Raw genomic sequence first — 16641 nt, forward strand, 5'->3', positions numbered from 1 at the left:
GGGTCACCGGCGTGGCTTCGATCCAGGACGCGAGCAGCATCGACGGTGCGGTGACGGCGGGCCGTCCACCGGTGCTCGAGGTGGTCGGGGTCGGCGCGTCGGGGGTCGACTCGCTGGATGCCACGTGCCGGCGGCTGGTCGACGAGGCCCAAGTCGTCATCGGGGGCGAGCGGCACCTCGCCATGCTCGAGGCGCGGCCCGACCGTCGGCTCGTGCCGTGGCCGTCACCCCTCCTCCCTCGGCTGAGCGGCCTGCTCGCCGAGCTCGGCTCCCAGCGCGTCGTGGTGCTCGCGAGCGGTGACCCGCTCGTGTCGGGGATCGGCTCCACCCTCCTGCGCGAGCTCGGCGCGGACGCCGTGCGCATCCACCCCGGCGTCTCGTCGGTCGCCCTGGCCAGAGCCCGGATGGGTTGGGCCGCAGAGGAGTCCGACGTCGTCACCCTCGTCGGTCGGGACCTCGACCGGTTGCGACGCGACCTCGCGCCACGCGCCCGGCTCGTCGTCCTGACGTCCGGTGCCGACGCCCCGGCCCGCGTCGCCTCCCTGCTCGTCGAGGAGGGGTATGCCGGCAGCCGCCTCACGGTGCTCGGTGACCTCGGGTCCCCGGACGAGTCGCGGGCCGACGGGCTGGCCGCCTCGTGGGACGGCGGCCCGGCGCCGCGGCTGCACCTCGTCTGCGTCGAGTGCGAGGCGCACCCCGGCAGGAGCGCGAGGTCGCTCGTCCCGGGACTTGGCGAGACGGCATACGACCACGACGGGCAGCTGACCAAGCGGGTGGTGCGGGCCGCCGCGCTGGCGCACCTGGCGCCCCAGCCGGGCGACGTGCTGTGGGACCTCGGGGCGGGTGCCGGGTCGGTCGGCATCGAGTTCGCCCGCCAGCACCCGCGCAACGAGGTGCACGCCGTCGAGCGCGACCCCGTCCGGGCCGAGCGGGTGCGCCGCAACGCACGAGCTCTCGGGGTGCCGGGGCTGCGCGTTGTCGAGAGCGCGTCCGCGGACGCCGTGGCGACGCTGCCGCGGCCCGACGCCGTCTTCGTCGGTGGCGGGGCGAGCGCCGACCTCATCGACGCCTGCTGGCAGGCGCTGGCGCCGGGAGGGCGGCTCGTCGTCCACGGCGTCACCGTCGAGACCGAGGTGCTGCTGCACGAGGCGCGCGGCCGCCTCGGCGGGTCGATGACGAGGATCGCCGTCGAGGACCTCGACACCATCGGGAACCTCCACGGCTGGAAGCCAGCCCGATCGATCGTGCAGTGGTCGGTGGAGAAGCCTGTGCCCCAATCGGATCCGGAGGACCAGTCGTGACCGTGCACTTCATCGGAGCCGGCCCGGGTGCCGCCGACCTGCTCACCCTTCGTGCCGTCCGGATGGTCAGCGAGTCGCAGGTCTGTCTCTACGCCGGCACGTACATCGGGGCCGAGGTGCTGGCGCACTGCCCCGACGGGGCCGAGCTCGTCGACACGCAGCACCTCGACCTCGACGCCATCACCGAGCGCTGCGTGCGCGCGCACGAGGCCGGTCACGACGTCGCCCGTCTGTGCTCCGGCGACCCGTCGCTCTACTCCGCGATCGCCGAGCAGACGCGGAGGCTCGACCGGGCCGGTGTGCCGTGGGACGTCACGCCGGGCGTGCCTGCCTACGCCGCCGCGGCGGCGCTCGTCGGGCGCGAGCTCACCGTGCCCGAGGTGGCCCAGTCGGTGGTGCTGACGCGCGCGCACCGCGACTCCACGCAGATGCCCGAGACGGAGTCGCTGGCGCACTTCGCCCGGTCGCGGGCCACCCTGGTGCTGCACCTCGCGATCCGCCGCACGCGCGAGCTCATGGCCACCCTCGTCGAGGACTACGGAGACGACTGCCCCGTGGTCGTCGTCGCCAACGCCGAGCAGCCCGACCAGCTCGTCCTGCGGGGCAGGGTCGGCGACATCGCGGACCGGGTCGAGGACGCCGGTCTGCGCCAGGCGGCGGTCATCCTCGTGGGCCACGCCCTGGGCGCGCGCGACAGCGACGACTTCGTCGAGTCGCACCTCTACGGCACACGCATCAGGGGCCTTGCGCGAAACACGCCGCGAGAGTGAGGGTTTCGGCCCGGGCGGCGGGTCCCCATGGCGCCGGGCCATCGGCTGTGTCAGGATGCGAGTGCCGCAGTGCACGGGAAGTCGGTGTGATTCCGACGTGGTCCTCGCCACTGTGACCAGGGAGCAAGACCCCATCGTTCGCCACTGGTGACCTCAGGTCGCCGGGAAGGCTGGGGAGGCGTGACGATCTGGAAGCCAGGAGACCGGCTGCGGCGATGATCTGTCCACGAGGCATGGAAAGAAAGGGTCAATTCGCCATGACCACCGTTGCATCGGCTCCCGCCACCCAGTCCGTCTCCGCCGTCCGCGTCCCCGTCTGGGCATGGGCCCTGCTCGCGTTCGCGGTCTTCGCCCTCTACTTCGTCTCGCAGGAGAACGGTGCGCTGCTCAGTGCACCTGCTGCGCAGATGCTCCACGAGCTGACGCACGACGCGCGTCACGCTCTCGGCGTCCCCTGCCACTGAGGTGGGTCTGAGCTTCGGCTCCGTGCTTCGGCGCGGGGTCCTTGCCGGCGTGCTCGCCGGCCTCGCGGCCGCGGTCGTCATCTGGCTCGTCGTCGAACCGGTCATCCGTCGGGCCCTCGTCATCGAGGACCGGCGCGGGATGCACGGGGGACAGTCCGCCGGCCTGCCGATGCACGGCGGCGACGAGCCCCTCGTGTCGCGTGCCGCGCAGGTCGTCGGCGGCGCCGTCACCGCAGTCGTCGTCGGCGTGGCCGTCGGTGTCGTGTTCGCCGTCGTCTTCGCCCGGATGCGGGACCGGCTGCCGGGGAGCGGTGACTTCGGTCGCGCGCTCGTGCTGGCCGCTATCGGCTTCGCAGCGGTGAGTCTCCTTCCGGCGCTGAAGATCCCGGCCAACCCACCCGCCGTCGGTGACCCGTCGACCGTCGGACGACGCACGATGCTGTATGCCGTCACCCTCCTTCTCGGAGTGGCGATCACGGTCGTCGTGCCGGCTCTCGACAGGTGGCTGGCCGGACGCGTGACGGCGCCGTCGACGCGCTGGGCCCTCGACATCGCGGCCGTAGTCCTCCTCGTCGGACTCGTGATGGCCTTCGTGCCAGGGACGCCGGACCAGGTGCCCCCCGACGTGCCGGCCGACCTGGTCTGGGACTTCCGTCTCGCATCCCTCGCGCAGCTCGCTGCCCTGTGGCTGACGCTCGGACTCGCGTTCGGGCTGCTCTTGGAGCGGGCCGGTGCCGCCCGACCCGACGACGTGCGTGCGGACACTGGCGCGCCCGTGCCGGCGTGACGGCATACGAAAGCCCTTGTCCTGACGACGATCCCGAGCGCACGTGCATCGTGCGCGTGTGCCGGGACTGCTGCTGCGGCACGGAGAGCAAACACCCCGGGGTCGACCACGACGGGCTGCTCGCCCGCCTCGAGGTCGGCACCCGGGGACGCGCTCGGGTGCTGCGCAGCGGGTGCCTGCTCGCGTGCGACGAGTCGAACGTCGTCGTCGTGACGCCGTCCGCCGTGGGGCGCCGGGCGGGAGGTCGCCCCGTGTGGGTGCGCGCCGTCCTCGACGACGGGTCGGTCGACGCGATCAGCGGCTGGGTCAGGCAGGGTGGACCGGGTGTCGCCGAGCCCGGTGCGGAGGTCGCGGAGCGTGCGTTCGCGCCGAGCGGGCTGTCGCTGACCTGGTCGGCGGTCTGACGCGTCGCGTCACAGGTCGGCGCGCACGTCGAGCCCGATGCCGATGACGTCGCCGTCCTCGATGTCCTCGGCTCGGCGCACGGCGTCCTTGAGGGGGACGATGTAGCCGCCGTCCTTGGGCCACAGGGATGTCGTCCACTCGGTGCGACCCACGCGTGCGGTCACGGGGATCATGCCCCAGCCGTAGCTGACGTGGGCGACGTCGTGCAGTGCCTCGGCCTCGGGCTCCGGGACGCGCACGAAGAAGTAGGGCGATGGTCCCCGCCACTGGTAGACGGATCCTTCGAAATCCAGCTCCATGCCGACAGGATGGCAGGCACACTGCGTCGATGAGCAGCAGCGACGAGCCGGCCCTGCCGCCGGCGCATGACGGCTACCGCTGGCCGACAGCGCCGGCGGGCGCGAGGCAGACGTCGACGCGGCCCCTCTCCGCGGCGGACCGTCGGCGGGCGTCCCGGACGGGGAGGCTCGTCGGTGTCGCCCATCTCGTCTGGGTGGTGGGTCTGAGTCTCTTCGTGCGGATCGGCAGGGAGGTGCCCCTCGCGACGCTGCTCGTCGGGGTCGTGGTCGCGCTCGTCGCGCTCGGCCGGCCTCGGGCGCGGCCGCTCGCGCGCGGCTACCTCGTCGCGGTGCTCGTGGGCAGCGTGCTGGTCGTGGTCGCCCTCTTCGTCCTCTTCTTCATCCAGATCGCCTACGGGGGGCCGTGACCGTCAGCCGGTGAGACCGTCACGGCACGAAGCGTGGCGTCCACACCTGGCCGGCGTCGGTGACGCGGGTGCCGGAGGCACAGACCATGACGAGGCACAGCATGTCGATCGTGGCGGGGTCGAGGCCGGCCAGGGTCGTCACCGTCAACGACTCCTCGGCCCGGCCGACGTCACGGCCGACGACGACGATCGTTTCGGGGTCGCGCTCCTCGAGGAAGACCTCCCGGGCGCGGGCGATCTGCTCGGTGCGCGAGCGTGAGGCCGGGTTGTAGAGCGCCACGACGAGGTCGGCTGCGGCGGCCGCGCGGAGCCGCCGCTCGATGACGGCCCACGGCTTGAGCCGGTCCGAGAGCGAGATGACGGCAAAGTCGCCGCCGAGCGGCGCACCCGCACGGGCGGCGACCGCCTGGGCTGCCGTCAGCCCCGGGAGCACGCGCACCGGCACGCCGGCGTAGCCGTGGGTCTCGGCTGCCTCGAACACCGCCGACGCCATGCCGAAGACCCCGGCGTCCCCGCCGGACACGACGGCGACGCTCTCGCCCTTGCGGGCCAGCTCGAGCGCGACGCGGGCCCGGTCCACCTCGACGGTGTTGCCGGAGGCGTGCCGGGTCAGCCCCTCCCTCTGCGGCACCCGGGCGACGTAGGGCGCGTAGCCGACGACGTGCGACACCTCGGTGAGGGCGGCCGACGCCTCGGGCGTCAGCCAACGGTCGGGACCCGGTCCCAGGCCGATGACGACGACCTCGCCGGACGGCATACGCCATGGGTCCTGCTGGGTGGCGGGCGATTCCGTGGTCGCAGGCCGCGCGCGGCCGGCAGCGTCGGCGCGCAGGTCCTTGCCCGGCACGACGACCATCGACATGTAGGGCACGGTCGACGCATCGACCTCTGCGACCGGCAGCACGCGCTCCGTGTCCGAGCTGGCCCGCTCGACGTAGCGGGCCTCGTCGAGCCGGCCGGCCTGGCGCAGCGCCTCCCGCACGTTCTCGAAGGTCCGGCCGAGCTTCATGACGACCGCAGCCTCCGTGTCGGCGAGGCGGCGGGCGAGCTCGGGCACCGGCAGCGTGCCGGGCAGGATCGTGAGCACGTCCTCGTGTCGGCACAGCCCCGTCGCGACGGCGGCCGCCGACCCGCTCACCGACGTGACCCCGGGGACGACGGCCGCGTCGTAGCGGTCCGCGAGACGGTCGTGGAGATACATGTACGTGCCGTAGAAGAGGGGGTCGCCCTCGGCCAGCACGACGACGTTGCGGCCCGAGTCCAGGTGCGCTGCAAGGCGATCCGCGGACGCGTCGTAGAAGTCGGCCATGAGCCCGTGGTAGCCGAGCGGGTGGTCCGTCGTGCCGGTCGTGACGGGGTAGGCGAGCAGCTCCTCGACGACGCCTTCGGCGAAGTACGACGCCGCGATGCGCCGTGCGATCGAGTCGCCTCGCGGGCCGCTGTGGAAGGCGACGACGTCGGCCTGTCCGATGAGCCGGGCCGCCTTGACGGTGACGAGCTCGGGATCGCCGGGGCCGACACCGACCCCACGCAGCCAGCCGGTCACAGCTCCTCCTCGCGGGCCAGGGCGTTGACGGCCGAGGCCGCCAGCGCGGAGCCGCCACGGCGGCCGTGGACGACGAGCCACGGGACGTCGAAAGGGTTCTCGGCGAGAGCGACCTTGGACTCGGCCGACCCGATGAAGCCGACCGGGATGCCGACGATCGCAGCAGGCCGTGGGCCGCCGTCGGCGATCGACTCGAGCAGGTGGAACAGGGCGGTGGGGGCGTTGCCGATCGCGACGACGGCGCCCTCGACGCGATCGCCCCACAGCGACACCGCTGCCGCGGATCGCGTCGTGCCCCAAGCCTTTGCGAGGGCGGGCACCCGCTCGTCGCGCAACGTGCAGATGACCTCGTTGTCGCGCGGCAGGCGGGCGCGGGTGATGCCCGAGGCGATCATGTGGGCGTCCGTGAAGACAGGTGCGCCGGACCGCAGGGCGGAGCGGGCCGCGGCCACGAGGCCGGGGTGCACGGCGATGTGCTCGGTCAGGTCGACGTCGCCGCTCGCGTGCACCATGCGCACGGCGACGACGCGAGCGTCCTCGGCGAGGTGGTCGAGGCGGGCCTCGGCGCGGATCGTCGCGAACGACCTGCGGTAGATCTCCGCCCCGTCCGTCTCGTAGTCGTAGCGCCGGGTCGGTGGCGTGCTCATCTGGGCTCCGGGATGGCGTGGATCGTGGTCAGGGCTGCCTCGAGCGAGGGCGGCGCGAGCAGGTCGACGTAGGCCGTCGCGGGCGTCCCGCACCGGCGCTCGCACCCGCTGATGTGGACGGGAAGGCGCCCCGCGGGCAGCACGGGGGCGAGCTCACGAGCGAGCGCTCGGGTGTCGAGGGTCGAGCGCGAGCAGCCGGGCAGGCCGGTGCAGGCGTGCAGCCGGTGCCACGGCGACCCGCTGTGCGTCGCGAAGCCCGCCGTCTCGAGCTCGGGGAGGAGGGCTGCGCCCCGCTCGACGACGAGCGAGCGCCACGGCGTCACGCGTACGGCATCGGTCGCGCGGGCGAGGGCGTCGACGTGGTCGGGCCGGAGCAGCCCCAGTGGCACGCCGACCACCGCGTGCTCACCGACCGCTCCCAACGGGGGCGGGGAAGCGGGGCTGCGTGTCGCCACGGCGGTGCGCTCGGGACCGAGCGGGTCGGCGAGATCGTCGACGTGCCAGACCGACTCGTCGCCGCCGGCGCGGTCGACGAACTCGCGCGCCAGGCGGACGATCAGGTCCACCGTCTCGTCGAGCGACACGTCCCAGCCGTGGCCGCTGCCGCCGGCGAGGACGACGCCGCGGTCCGGCCCGGTGGCGACGAAGGCGAGGTCGGCGGTCATGCCGCTGACGTCGCCACGTCCGTCGTCGACGATGAAGAGGAAGCGTCCGCCCAGGCCCGACAGCCGGGGATCGGAGCACACGGCGTGGTCGAGGTCGGTCACGAGGGGCCGCACGTCGCACCGACCGACACCGTCGAGGCCCGAGAGCGGGGACGCGACGACGTTGCGGACGAGCTCGTGGGTGTCCGACGGGACGAGCCCCGTGGCCCGGATCGCGGCGACGGTCACAGGCGGCAGCGGGTCAGGCAGACCACGCAGCTGCAGCGCGGCGCGCGACGTCAGCTGGATCGCCGGATCTGCCTCTCCTGCAACGAGATCGATAAGTGACCGCAGGGCCGTCACTGGCACCGGTCGGGCCGCCGGACGCAGCCTCACGATGGAGCCGTCAGCCGCCGAGAACGGTCGAGCGACACCCGGGCAGGCGTCGGCTGCCGGGCGCGGTCGGCTCGTCGGGGCGGTCACGCGGCACAGGATAGGCCCGGACCTCGCGTCGTCAAGGCGCCCGTCTCGGGCTATGGTGGGCCCAGCGTCGTCGACCCAGGAACCCGGTGAGAATCCGGGACGGTCCCGCCACTGTGAGCCGCCACCCGTGAGGGAGGCGGTGAGTCAGGAACTGCCGGCAGCGCTTCGTTTCCTTTCGACCGCGGGGCGCGGATACCCCGCCGAGGAGTTCCAGTGACGCGCATCGCGCTGCTCTCGACGTCTGACACCGACCTGCTGTGTGCCCGCGGCAGCGGTGCCGACTACCTGCTCGCCAACCCGTCGCGACCCGGCCACACCTCGATGGCCGAGGCGATCGAGGCTGCCGACATCGTCGTGGCCCGCATCCTCGGCGGCCCCCAGGACCTCTGCGACGGCTTCCGCCGGATCCGGGGCGCCGGCAAGCCGATGGTGGTGCTCGGCGGGGAGCAGACCCCGAACGCCTCGCTCATGGACCTCTCGACCGTCGCGCCCGGTGTCGTCGCCGAGGCCCACCGCTACCTCGCCGAGGGCGGGGCCGCGAACCTGCGCGAGCTGCACGCCTTCCTCGGCGACACGCTGCTCATGACCGGCGAGGGCTTCGAGCCGCCGGCCCCGCTGCCGGCCTGGGGCGTGCTCGACCGCCCCGAGCCCGCGGCCACCCAGATTTCCGACGCCGCGGGCGACACTCCCCGCCCGCGCGTCGGGATCCTCTTCTACCGCGCCCAGTTCGCGGCAGAGAACACCGCCTACGTCCACGCGCTCGCCGACGCGGTCGACGTCGCCGGTGGCATCGGCGTGCCGGTGCACGTGTCGTCGCTGCGCGAGGCGCCGGCCGACCTGCTCGAGCACCTCACGGCATACGACGTCCTCGTCACGACCGTGCTCGCCGCCGGCGGCACGAAGCCCGGCACTGCGAGTGCCGGCGAGGACGACGAGGCCTGGGACGTGCAGGCCCTCGCGGCCCTCGACGTGCCGATCATCCAGGGGCTGTGCCTGACGTGGAGCCGCGAGCAGTGGGCCGCGAGCGACGACGGGATGAGCCCGCTCGACGTCGCGACGCAGGTCGCGGTGCCCGAGTTCGACGGTCGGATCATCGGGGGCGCGTTCTCCTTCAAGGAGATCGACGGCGACGGACTGCCGCACTATGTCCCCGACCCTGAGCGCTGCGCGCGACTGGCGACGCTCGCCGTGAACCACGCCCGCCTCCGGCACACCCCGACCCGTGAGCGTCGCATCGCGATCGTGCTGTCGGCGTACCCCTCGAAGCACTCGCGCATCGGCAACGCCGTGGGCCTCGACACCCCGGTCTCGATCGTCCGGCTGCTCCGCGCCATGCGCGACGCCGGCTACGACCTCGGCGCCCCGGGCGACATCCCCGGCACCGGGCCGCTCGAGCCCGTCGACGGCGAGACCGCCGACACCACGGCCGGCAACGCCCTGATCCACGCGCTCATCGAGGCCGGCGGCCAGGACGAGGACTGGCTGACGCAGGAGCAGCTGACCGGCCAGCCGGTGCGGATCCCCGCCGCCCGCTACCGCGAGCACTTCGCCGCGCTGCCTGCCGCGCTGCGCGACGCCGTCACGAAGCACTGGGGCGAGGCGCCGGGCGAGGTCTTCGTCGACCGGCACACGGACGCCGAGGGCGAGCTCGTCGCCGCGAGCCTGCGCGCCGGCAACGTCGTCATCCTCGTGCAGCCGCCGCGCGGCTTCGGCGAGAACCCCATCGCGATCTACCACGACCCCGACCTCCCGCCGACCCACCACTACCTCGCCGTCTACGACTGGCTCGAGGCGGAGTTCGGCGCCCACGCGATCGTCCACATGGGCAAGCACGGCAACCTCGAGTGGCTCCCGGGCAAGAACCTCGCACTCTCCGCAGCGTGCGGACCCGACGCGACGATCGGCTCCATCCCGCTCGTCTACCCGTTCCTCGTCAACGACCCCGGCGAGGGCAGCCAGGCCAAGCGCCGCGCCCACGCGACGATCGTCGACCACCTCGTGCCGCCGATGGCGCGCGCCGAGTCCTACGGCGACATCGCGCGCCTCGAGCAGCTGCTCGACGAGTACGGCAACGTCTCGGTCATGGACCCGGCCAAGGCGCCGGCCCTGCGCGCGGAGATCTGGACGCTCATCCAGGCCGCGCAGATGCACCACGACCTCGGGCTCGACGAGCGTCCCGACGACGACGCCTTCGACGAGTTCGTCATGCACGTCGACGGCTGGCTCTGCGAGGTCAAGGACGTCCAGATCCGCGACGGCCTCCACGTCCTCGGCGAGGCCCCCGAGGGGGAGGGCCTCGCCAACCTCGTGCTCGCGATCCTGCGGGCCAACCAGGTCTTCGCCGGCGCCGTCGGCGCGGTGCCTGGACTCCGGACGGCGCTCGGGCTGAGTGAGGGGCAGTCCGAGCGCTCGTCCGTCGACGACGCCGAGGAGCAGGCCGTCGCGCTCGTCGCGGCCCTCGCCGAGGCCGGCTGGCAGGAGAGCGCCGTCTCCGGGATCGTCGCCGACCAGCTGAGTGACCTCCCGCAGGTCGACACCGAGGGCGTATGCCGTTCGCTGGCCTTCGCGTGTCGCGAGGTCGTCCCGCGGCTGCGGGCGACGACAGGCGAGATCGACGCGGTGCTGCACGCCCTCGACGGGGGCTACGTGCCGGCCGGTCCGTCCGGCTCGCCCCTGCGCGGCCTCGTCAACGTGCTGCCCACCGGCCGCAACTTCTACTCCGTCGACCCCAAGGCGATCCCGAGCCGGCTCGCCTGGGAGACCGGACAGCGGCTCGCCGACGACCTGCTCGCCCGGCACCGCGCCGACACCGGCGAGTGGCCGCGCTCGGTGGGCCTGTCGGTCTGGGGCACGTCGGCGATGCGCACGTCGGGCGACGACATCGCCGAGGTGCTGGCGCTGCTCGGCGTCCGGCCTCGCTGGGACGAGATGTCGCGCCGCGTCGTCGGGCTCGACGTCGTGCCGCTCGCCGAGCTCGGCCACCCTCGTATCGACGTCACGGTCCGCATCTCCGGCTTCTTCCGCGACGCCTTCCCCCACGTCATCGCGATGCTCGACGACGCCGTCCAGCTCGTCGCCGACCTCGACGAGTCACCCGACGAGAACTACCTGCGCGCCCACGTCGCCGGCGACCTCGCCGACCACGGCGACGCCCGCCGCGCGACGACCCGCATCTTCGGCAGCAAGCCCGGCTCCTACGGCGCCGGCATCCTCCCGCTCATCGAGTCGGGCACCTGGCGCTCCGACGCCGACCTCGCGGAGGTCTACGCCACGTGGGGCGGCTTCGCCTACGGGCGCGAGCTGGACGGCATACCTGCTCGGGCCGACATGGAGCGCACCTACGCGCGCATGGACGTCGCAGCCAAGAACATCGACACCCGCGAGCACGACATCGCCGACAGCGACGACTACTTCCAGTACCACGGCGGCATGGTCGCGACGGTCCGTGCGCTGACCGGGCGCGAGCCCAAGGCGTACGTCGGCGACTCGACGACACCCGACGCCGTGCGCACCCGCAGCCTCACCGAGGAGACGGCCCGCGTCTTCCGCGCCCGCGTCGTCAACCCCCGGTGGATCGCGGCGATGCGCCGGCACGGCTACAAGGGCGCCTTCGAGCTGGCCGCCACCGTCGACTACCTCTTCGGGTTCGACGCGACGGCCGGCGTCGTCACCGACTGGATGTACGAGCAGCTCGCACAGACGTACGTGCTCGACAAGGAGAACCGCGACTTCCTCCAGCACGCCAACCCCTGGGCGCTGCACGGCATGGTCGAGCGGCTGCACGAGGCCGTCGACCGCGGCCTCTGGGCCGAGCCGGACCCGCAGCTGCTCGCCGACCTCCAGCAGGTCTACCTCGACGTCGAGGGCGACCTCGAGGACTGACCGGAGCTAGCTGATGATGCCGTGGCGCGCGTTCCAGCGCCTCGCGCCCTCGGCGGCATCGACCATCCCCCACACCCAGAAGCCGAAGACGCCGACGATCCCGACGAGGACGAGCACCCAGCTGATGAAGTAGCCCACGAGGATCCCGATGCCCTTGGCGACGTCGCCGTTGATCATGCTGCCGAGGCCGGGCAGGAAGAACGACGCGAGCACGGACAGGGCGGGACTCTTGGGGGCGACCTGGGTGATGTAGACGGGGGCGTTCACCGGCGGCGGTCCACCGCCCGGCGGCGGCCACGACGCACCGGACACCTGGTGGGGGAGCCCGTGCGTGTCTCGCGCCGCGACGGGCGGGGCCATGGGCGGGCGCACGTGCGGGGTCCAGGCGCGACCGTCCCAGTAGCGTTCGCCCTCGCCCGCCGGGTACCAGCCCGGGGGCGCCGAAGGTGCGTCATCCATGCCCGACTCCTCGTTGCGTGACAGGGCACGAGGGTATGCCGCGAAGCAGACCGGTCTCGGTGTTTTGCGTCGTTCCGCGCCCAGATCCGGCGCGAGATCGCGCGCCCGGTGTCGCCCAGCAGCAGCTCCTGCGCGATCAGACGCCCCATCAGCGGCCCGATCAGGCGGGCTCGTCCCCGGTGTCCGTCGGCTCGGGGAGGACGGGCTGGTCGGTGGGGTAGAGCCCGACGGCCAGGCCGTAGACGGTGTCGCCCGACCGGGGGAGGGCCGTGAACTCGCGGACCAGACCCTCGACGCGCCGCCAGAACTCCGACGCCTGCTCGCGCGGGATCCGGACGTGGCGCAGCGTCGAGTAGAGCGTGTCCTCCTCGTGCGCCGGGACCGACTCGGCGGCGGCCACCGAGAGGCTGTTGACGCAGACGGGGACCGTCGGGTCGCCGGGGTGGCGGGCGATGGCGATGGTGATCGTGCGGCCGGTGCGGCCGTAGTAGCGCTCCTCGATGGCGCGCACCCGGCGCGTCCGCACGACGCGGAGCATGCCGGCGTCGACGAGCACGCCCACGTGGTGGGCGACCGTGCTCCTGGGGCGACCGACGGCCGCGGCCAGCTCGGCCACGGTGGCCGCGCGCTCGAGCACGAGGTCGAGCAGCGACGCGCGGAGCGGGTCGGCGATCGCCCGCAGCTGGGCAGGGGTCGTCAGCTCGACCGCGTCGGGGAGGTCGTAGTCGGGGAGCTGCTGGCTATTGATCGACATTGTTGGATCAGTCTAGATTGTTGGATCAAAGCCGCGGGAAACCTCGAGCACAGGAGCAAGCATGGCCGACGTCCTCCTCTTCCACCACGCGCTGGGCCAGACCGACGGGTTCCTCGCCTTCGCCGACGCCCTGCGCTCCGCGGGCCACACCGTCCACGCGCCGGACCTCTACACGGGCAAGAGCTTCGCGACCCTCGACGAGGGCATGGCCAACGCGCGCTCCATCGGTTTCGGCGCGCTGCTCGAGCAGGGTGTCGCCGCTGCCGAGGGCCTTCCCGACGACCTGGTGTATGCCGGGTTCTCCCTGGGCGTCATGCCCGCCCAGCGTCTGGCGCAGACCAGAGCGGGTGCGCGTGGCGCCGTCCTGCTCGACTCGGCGATCCCGCTGGGGGAGTTCGCGCCCGACTGGCCGGCCGGCGTGCCCGTGCAGGTGCACGGGGGCGAGGCTGACGAGTTCTTCATGGACGAGGGCGACGTCGACGCGGCGCGCGCCGTCGTCGGAGCCGCCGGCGACGGCGAGCTGTTCCTCTATCCCGGCTGCGGGCACCTCTTCGCCGATGCCAGCGCGCCGGCCCACGACGCGGACGCCGCCGCCCTGGTGCAGCGGCGCGTCCTCGACTTCCTCGCCCGGGTGTAGCGGGAGGGTCTACCCGTCGACGCCCGTCTCGTGGGCCACGACCTCCGCACCCCGGGTGCGCCGCACGACGGTCGTGCACCAGAGGGTGGGACCACGGACGCCGCGCCGAGCCCCAGCGACCACCGCGCCGGGCGCCTCAGCCGCGGCAGCTCCAGACGCCTCGGCCGGTCGTCGGGCACGACGACGCCGACCGGGCTCGCGCCGTCGGCGAAGCTGTGGCCCCGATCGTCCATGCCGGGACCCTAGCCCGTGGGAGGCGTCCGGTCCTGGGCATCGCCCCGCACGAAGGCGTAGTAGATCTCGTCGGAGCGGGTGCCGTCCGGGTTGGGCAGGCGCTGACGCAGCCGACCCTCGGGCGTGAAGCCGGCCTTGGCGGCCGCCCGGCCCGAGGCGACGTTGTCCGCCTTGTGCCCGAGCTCGAGCCGGTCGATGCCGGCCTCGTCGAACGCCCACCGGGACACCAGCCGCAGCGCCCGCGTCGTGAAGCCGCGTCCCCGGAAGGCGGGCAGCACGCCGTAGCCGATGAGTCCGAGGCCGGGCGGCCCCATCCGCATGACGTTGATGACGCCGGCCCCCTGGCCTGTGGCCGCGTCGACGATGACGAACCGCGCGGCCCGGCCGAGCCGCCACTCGCGCCGCGCCTGGGCCGCGAGCCGTCTGGCCCGCTCGTCGGTGTGCGGCCGGCCGACGAAGTCCCAGCGCAGCGACTCCTCGTTGTTGTGCTCGTCGCGCACGACCTCCCAGTCGGCGGCGGTGACCGGCCGCACCGTGACGACACCGTCGCCCAGCGGCTCGGTGTCCGGGAAGCCGCTCGGGCCCGAGCTCTCCGCAGCTCCGACCGGGGGCCGCAGCAGGTAGGTGTCCATCACCCACCCGTGGCGCTCGCGGGCCTCCGCACGCAGCCGGCGCACCTCGTCGACGACGTCGGCGAGCCGGCCCTGCACGAGCAGCTCGTCGGGCGTGCCGAGATAGGCACCCCAGTAGAGCTCGACGTCGGGGAAGGCGTCGGCGAGCTCCGCGCAGGCGAGCTGCCCGTCGAGCATGACGACGACGTCGCCGAGGGCCGGGTCGTACTCGTCGACGAGGCGCCGTCCGGTCGTGATGTGGATCGGGGCACCGATGCGGTTGAGCGGGATGCGGTGGCGGGCCGCGAGCAGCTGCGGTGCGCTGATGCCGGCGATGACGTCGTGGTCGACGTCGAGTCCCTCTGCGGCCCAACGCTGCACGAGGGCGTCGACGACCCGGATCGTCGAGTCGTAGAAGGCCGGGTCGCCCCACACGAGGAAGCCGACCGTCGTCTCCCCGTCGCCGAGGGACTCGATGACGTCGGCGTAGGCGTCCACGCGCGCCGCGTGCCAGTCCCGCACCCCGCGGCCGTATGCCGTGTCGTCGCGTTCCGCGTCGGGCCCGCGCCTCGGGTCGGGGACCTCGACGACCCGGTAGGCGTGGTCGGCGGGGATGAGGGCCTCGCAGACGGCCTGGCGCGCCGCGACGAGGTCGGACTTCGCGTCGCCCTTGTCGGCGACGAGGAAGACGTCGACCGTGCCGAGCGCGCGGGCGGCCTCGCCGGTGACCTGCAGCGGGTCACCCATCCCGATGCCGATGATGCGGATCCGGTCGATCACGTCGGGGCTCCGACCCGGGTCAGCGCGAGGAGGGCGTCGATGTCGACGTGCTCCTCGAGGGCGTCGGCGAGGGTGTCGAGCATGCGCTCGCGCCGCTCCGCAAATCCCGGGGCGTCGGCGTGGGGCTGCCAGTGGGACCCCGCCGCCCGGGCGACCTGCGCGAGCCAGGCGCGACGGAAGCCGTCGCTCTCGAACGCGCCGTGCCACATCGTCCCCCAGACCGAGCCGACGCTCCAGCCGTCCAGGAAGCCTTGCGCCGCAGTCGGATCCGCGCTCTCGTCATCACCGGGACCGAGGGGTCGGGCGATGCCGTGGTGGATCTCGTAGGCCGTGTCGACCGCGTGCCCGTCCCACGTCCCGACCGGGCGCGCGAGCACCTTGGCCCGGCCGAACTCGGTGCGCACGGGCAGGTGCCCGAGCCCCGGCACGACGCCGACCTGCCCCTCGACGTCGTCCTCGATCTCGTGACCGAGCATCTGGTAGCCCCCACAGACTCCCAGGACTGGACGGCCGGCAGCCACGCGCGCGGCGACGACATCGGCCAGCCCCCGCTCGCGCAACCACGCGAGATCACTTGCCGTCGAACGCGATCCGGGCAGCACGAGCAGGTCGGCGGACTCGGCGACCGCCGCGTCGACCGTGACGAGGACGTCGACACCCGGCTCGGCGGCAAGGGCGTCGACGTCGGTCGCGTTGGAGATGCGAGGCAGCCGGATGACGGCCACCTTGAGCCGGTCGCGGGACGTCGCGGACAGCGCGGTCGAGGCGCGCCAGTGACCGACCTCGAGGGTGTCCTCGCTGTCGAGCCAGACGTCGAGCAGCCACGGGATGACCCCGTGGAAGGGCACGCCGGTGCGGTCGGTGATCTCGTCGAGCCCGGGCTCGAGCACCGAGGCGTCGCCACGGAACTTGTTGATGACGAAGGACTTCAGCAGGGCCCGGTCCTCCTCGCCGAGCAGGGCCCACGTGCCGTAGAGCGAGGCGAGGATGCCCCCGCGGTCGATGTCGCCGACGACGACCACCGGCAGCCCGAACTCGCGAGCCAGCCCCATGTTGACGTAGTCACCCGTGCGCAGGTTGATCTCCGCCGGTGAGCCGGCACCCTCGCAGACGACGAGCTCGTACTCGTCCGCGAGCTCCCGGTAGGCCGCGAAGGCCGCGTCGGCCAGGTGGGCGCGCCCCACGGCATACTGCCCCGCCTCGAGCGTCCCGGCCGGCTCGCCGCGCACGACGACGAACGACCGCCGGTCGGTGCCGGGCTTGAGCAGAATGGGGTTCATCGCCGTCGTCGGCTCGAGGCGGGCGGCCTGCGCCTGGAGGTACTGCGCGCGGCCGATCTCACCGCCGTCGAGGCAGACCATCGAGTTGTTCGACATGTTCTGCGCCTTGAACGGCGCCACCTTCACCCCGCGGCGCGCGAGGGCGCGGCACAGGCCCGCGACGATGACGGACTTGCCCGCATCGGACGAGGTGCCGGCGACGAGGAGGCCGGACGGGCCGGGGCGGTCGGTGCGGCCGGGGCGGCCGGGGC

At 73.3% G+C, this 16641-nt stretch carries 16 protein-coding genes and 2 riboswitches; of the genes, 8 read left to right on the forward strand and 8 right to left on the reverse strand.

From position 1 onward, the window contains the following. Window positions 1-11: 11 nt before the first annotated feature. The 5 genes from cbiE to U5C87_RS06260 all read left to right on the forward strand — a co-directional run bounded on the left by cbiE (window position 12) and on the right by U5C87_RS06260 (window position 3726). Window positions 12-1301 (forward strand): precorrin-6y C5,15-methyltransferase (decarboxylating) subunit CbiE, encoded by a 1290-nt coding sequence (gene cbiE, locus U5C87_RS06240; protein WP_330475756.1) that lies wholly within the window; start codon window positions 12-14, stop codon window positions 1299-1301. Then, window positions 1298-2071: a cobalt-precorrin-4/precorrin-4 C(11)-methyltransferase gene (locus U5C87_RS06245; RefSeq protein ID WP_330475757.1), complete on the forward strand. Its 774-nt coding sequence runs from the start codon at window positions 1298-1300 to the stop codon at window positions 2069-2071. Before cbiE ends, U5C87_RS06245 begins: the two co-directional genes overlap by 4 nt. Before the next feature lie 50 nt (window positions 2072-2121). After that, window positions 2122-2297: riboswitch (cobalamin riboswitch) on the forward strand. Between the two features lie 31 nt (window positions 2298-2328). Beyond that, window positions 2329-2535, forward strand: coding sequence for a CbtB domain-containing protein (locus U5C87_RS06250; protein WP_330475758.1), 207 nt, complete (start codon window positions 2329-2331; stop codon window positions 2533-2535). Between the two features lie 22 nt (window positions 2536-2557). Continuing rightward, the gene (locus U5C87_RS06255; RefSeq protein WP_330475759.1) at window positions 2558-3322 is read left to right on the forward strand and encodes a CbtA family protein; all 765 of its coding nucleotides are present in this window, start codon (window positions 2558-2560) and stop codon (window positions 3320-3322) included. Then, window positions 3319-3726: a hypothetical protein gene (locus U5C87_RS06260; protein ID WP_330475760.1), complete on the forward strand. Its 408-nt coding sequence runs from the start codon at window positions 3319-3321 to the stop codon at window positions 3724-3726. Before U5C87_RS06255 ends, U5C87_RS06260 begins: the two co-directional genes overlap by 4 nt. A gap of 9 nt (window positions 3727-3735) precedes the next feature. Here U5C87_RS06260 and U5C87_RS06265 read toward each other — a convergent pair whose 3' ends face one another. Then, window positions 3736-4026, reverse strand: coding sequence for a DUF1905 domain-containing protein (locus U5C87_RS06265; protein WP_030202545.1), 291 nt, complete (start codon window positions 4024-4026; stop codon window positions 3736-3738). A 29-nt stretch (window positions 4027-4055) separates the two neighbouring features. Between U5C87_RS06265 and U5C87_RS06270 the strand changes: the two genes are divergently transcribed. Continuing rightward, window positions 4056-4433 (forward strand): hypothetical protein, encoded by a 378-nt coding sequence (locus tag U5C87_RS06270; protein ID WP_330475761.1) that lies wholly within the window; start codon window positions 4056-4058, stop codon window positions 4431-4433. A gap of 19 nt (window positions 4434-4452) precedes the next feature. Here the strand turns inward: U5C87_RS06270 and U5C87_RS06275 are convergent, their stop codons facing one another. From U5C87_RS06275 to U5C87_RS06285, 3 genes are read right to left on the reverse strand one after another with little or no spacing between them, the layout of a single operon-like run. Further along, the gene (locus U5C87_RS06275) at window positions 4453-5979 is read right to left on the reverse strand and encodes a precorrin-2 C(20)-methyltransferase (RefSeq protein WP_330475762.1); all 1527 of its coding nucleotides are present in this window, start codon (window positions 5977-5979) and stop codon (window positions 4453-4455) included. Next, window positions 5976-6626, reverse strand: a complete 651-nt coding sequence (locus U5C87_RS06280; RefSeq protein WP_330475763.1) for a precorrin-8X methylmutase — start codon at window positions 6624-6626, stop codon at window positions 5976-5978. Before U5C87_RS06280 ends, U5C87_RS06275 begins: the two co-directional genes overlap by 4 nt. Next, window positions 6623-7753 (reverse strand): precorrin-3B synthase, encoded by a 1131-nt coding sequence (locus tag U5C87_RS06285; RefSeq protein WP_330475764.1) that lies wholly within the window; start codon window positions 7751-7753, stop codon window positions 6623-6625. The genes U5C87_RS06280 and U5C87_RS06285 overlap by 4 nt, the downstream gene beginning before the upstream one ends. Before the next feature lie 39 nt (window positions 7754-7792). Further along, a riboswitch (cobalamin riboswitch) is annotated at window positions 7793-7926 on the forward strand. 40 nt (window positions 7927-7966) lie between these two features. Here U5C87_RS06285 and cobN point away from each other — a divergent pair. Beyond that, window positions 7967-11635 carry a cobaltochelatase subunit CobN gene (cobN, locus tag U5C87_RS06290; protein WP_330475765.1) on the forward strand — a complete coding sequence of 1223 codons (3669 nt, stop codon included), beginning with the start codon at window positions 7967-7969 and terminating at the stop codon, window positions 11633-11635. 6 nt (window positions 11636-11641) lie between these two features. On the opposite strand, the gene U5C87_RS06295 is transcribed toward cobN, so the two are convergent. Together U5C87_RS06295 and U5C87_RS06300 are read right to left on the reverse strand one after the other, a co-directional pair. Next, window positions 11642-12094, reverse strand: a complete 453-nt coding sequence (locus U5C87_RS06295) for a DUF2510 domain-containing protein (RefSeq protein WP_330475766.1) — start codon at window positions 12092-12094, stop codon at window positions 11642-11644. A gap of 160 nt (window positions 12095-12254) precedes the next feature. Beyond that, on the reverse strand, window positions 12255-12848 hold the full coding sequence (locus U5C87_RS06300) for a helix-turn-helix domain-containing protein (RefSeq protein ID WP_330475767.1): 594 nt from the start codon (window positions 12846-12848) through the stop codon (window positions 12255-12257). Between the two features lie 61 nt (window positions 12849-12909). Here U5C87_RS06300 and U5C87_RS06305 point away from each other — a divergent pair, with 61 nt between their 5' ends. Further along, on the forward strand, window positions 12910-13485 hold the full coding sequence (locus U5C87_RS06305) for a dienelactone hydrolase family protein (protein ID WP_330475768.1): 576 nt from the start codon (window positions 12910-12912) through the stop codon (window positions 13483-13485). 242 nt (window positions 13486-13727) lie between these two features. On the opposite strand, the gene cobF is transcribed toward U5C87_RS06305, so the two are convergent. Together cobF and U5C87_RS06315 are read right to left on the reverse strand one after the other, a co-directional pair. Further along, window positions 13728-15110 (reverse strand): precorrin-6A synthase (deacetylating), encoded by a 1383-nt coding sequence (cobF, locus tag U5C87_RS06310; protein ID WP_330475769.1) that lies wholly within the window; start codon window positions 15108-15110, stop codon window positions 13728-13730. Beyond that, window positions 15107-16555: a cobyric acid synthase gene (locus tag U5C87_RS06315; RefSeq protein ID WP_443082124.1), complete on the reverse strand. Its 1449-nt coding sequence runs from the start codon at window positions 16553-16555 to the stop codon at window positions 15107-15109. Before U5C87_RS06315 ends, cobF begins: the two co-directional genes overlap by 4 nt. Between the last annotated feature and the right edge of the window lie 86 nt (window positions 16556-16641).

The sequence above is a fragment of the Terrabacter sp. C0L_2 genome, assembly GCF_036352015.1.
In the GTDB taxonomy this organism is placed as follows: domain Bacteria; phylum Actinomycetota; class Actinomycetes; order Actinomycetales; family Dermatophilaceae; genus Terrabacter; species Terrabacter tumescens.

Excerpts from the sequence above, each read along its gene's own strand:
- U5C87_RS06250 (WP_330475758.1), top strand. The coding sequence starts at position 2,329 with ATGACCACCGTTGCATCGGCTCCCGCCACCCAGTCCGTCTCCGCCGTC.
- U5C87_RS06265 (WP_030202545.1), bottom strand. The coding sequence starts at position 4,026 with ATGGAGCTGGATTTCGAAGGATCCGTCTACCAGTGGCGGGGACCATCG.
- U5C87_RS06270 (WP_330475761.1), top strand. The coding sequence starts at position 4,056 with ATGAGCAGCAGCGACGAGCCGGCCCTGCCGCCGGCGCATGACGGCTAC.
- U5C87_RS06280 (WP_330475763.1), bottom strand. The coding sequence starts at position 6,626 with ATGAGCACGCCACCGACCCGGCGCTACGACTACGAGACGGACGGGGCG.
- U5C87_RS06295 (WP_330475766.1), bottom strand. The coding sequence starts at position 12,094 with ATGGATGACGCACCTTCGGCGCCCCCGGGCTGGTACCCGGCGGGCGAG.
- U5C87_RS06300 (WP_330475767.1), bottom strand. The coding sequence starts at position 12,848 with ATGTCGATCAATAGCCAGCAGCTCCCCGACTACGACCTCCCCGACGCG.
- U5C87_RS06305 (WP_330475768.1), top strand. The coding sequence starts at position 12,910 with ATGGCCGACGTCCTCCTCTTCCACCACGCGCTGGGCCAGACCGACGGG.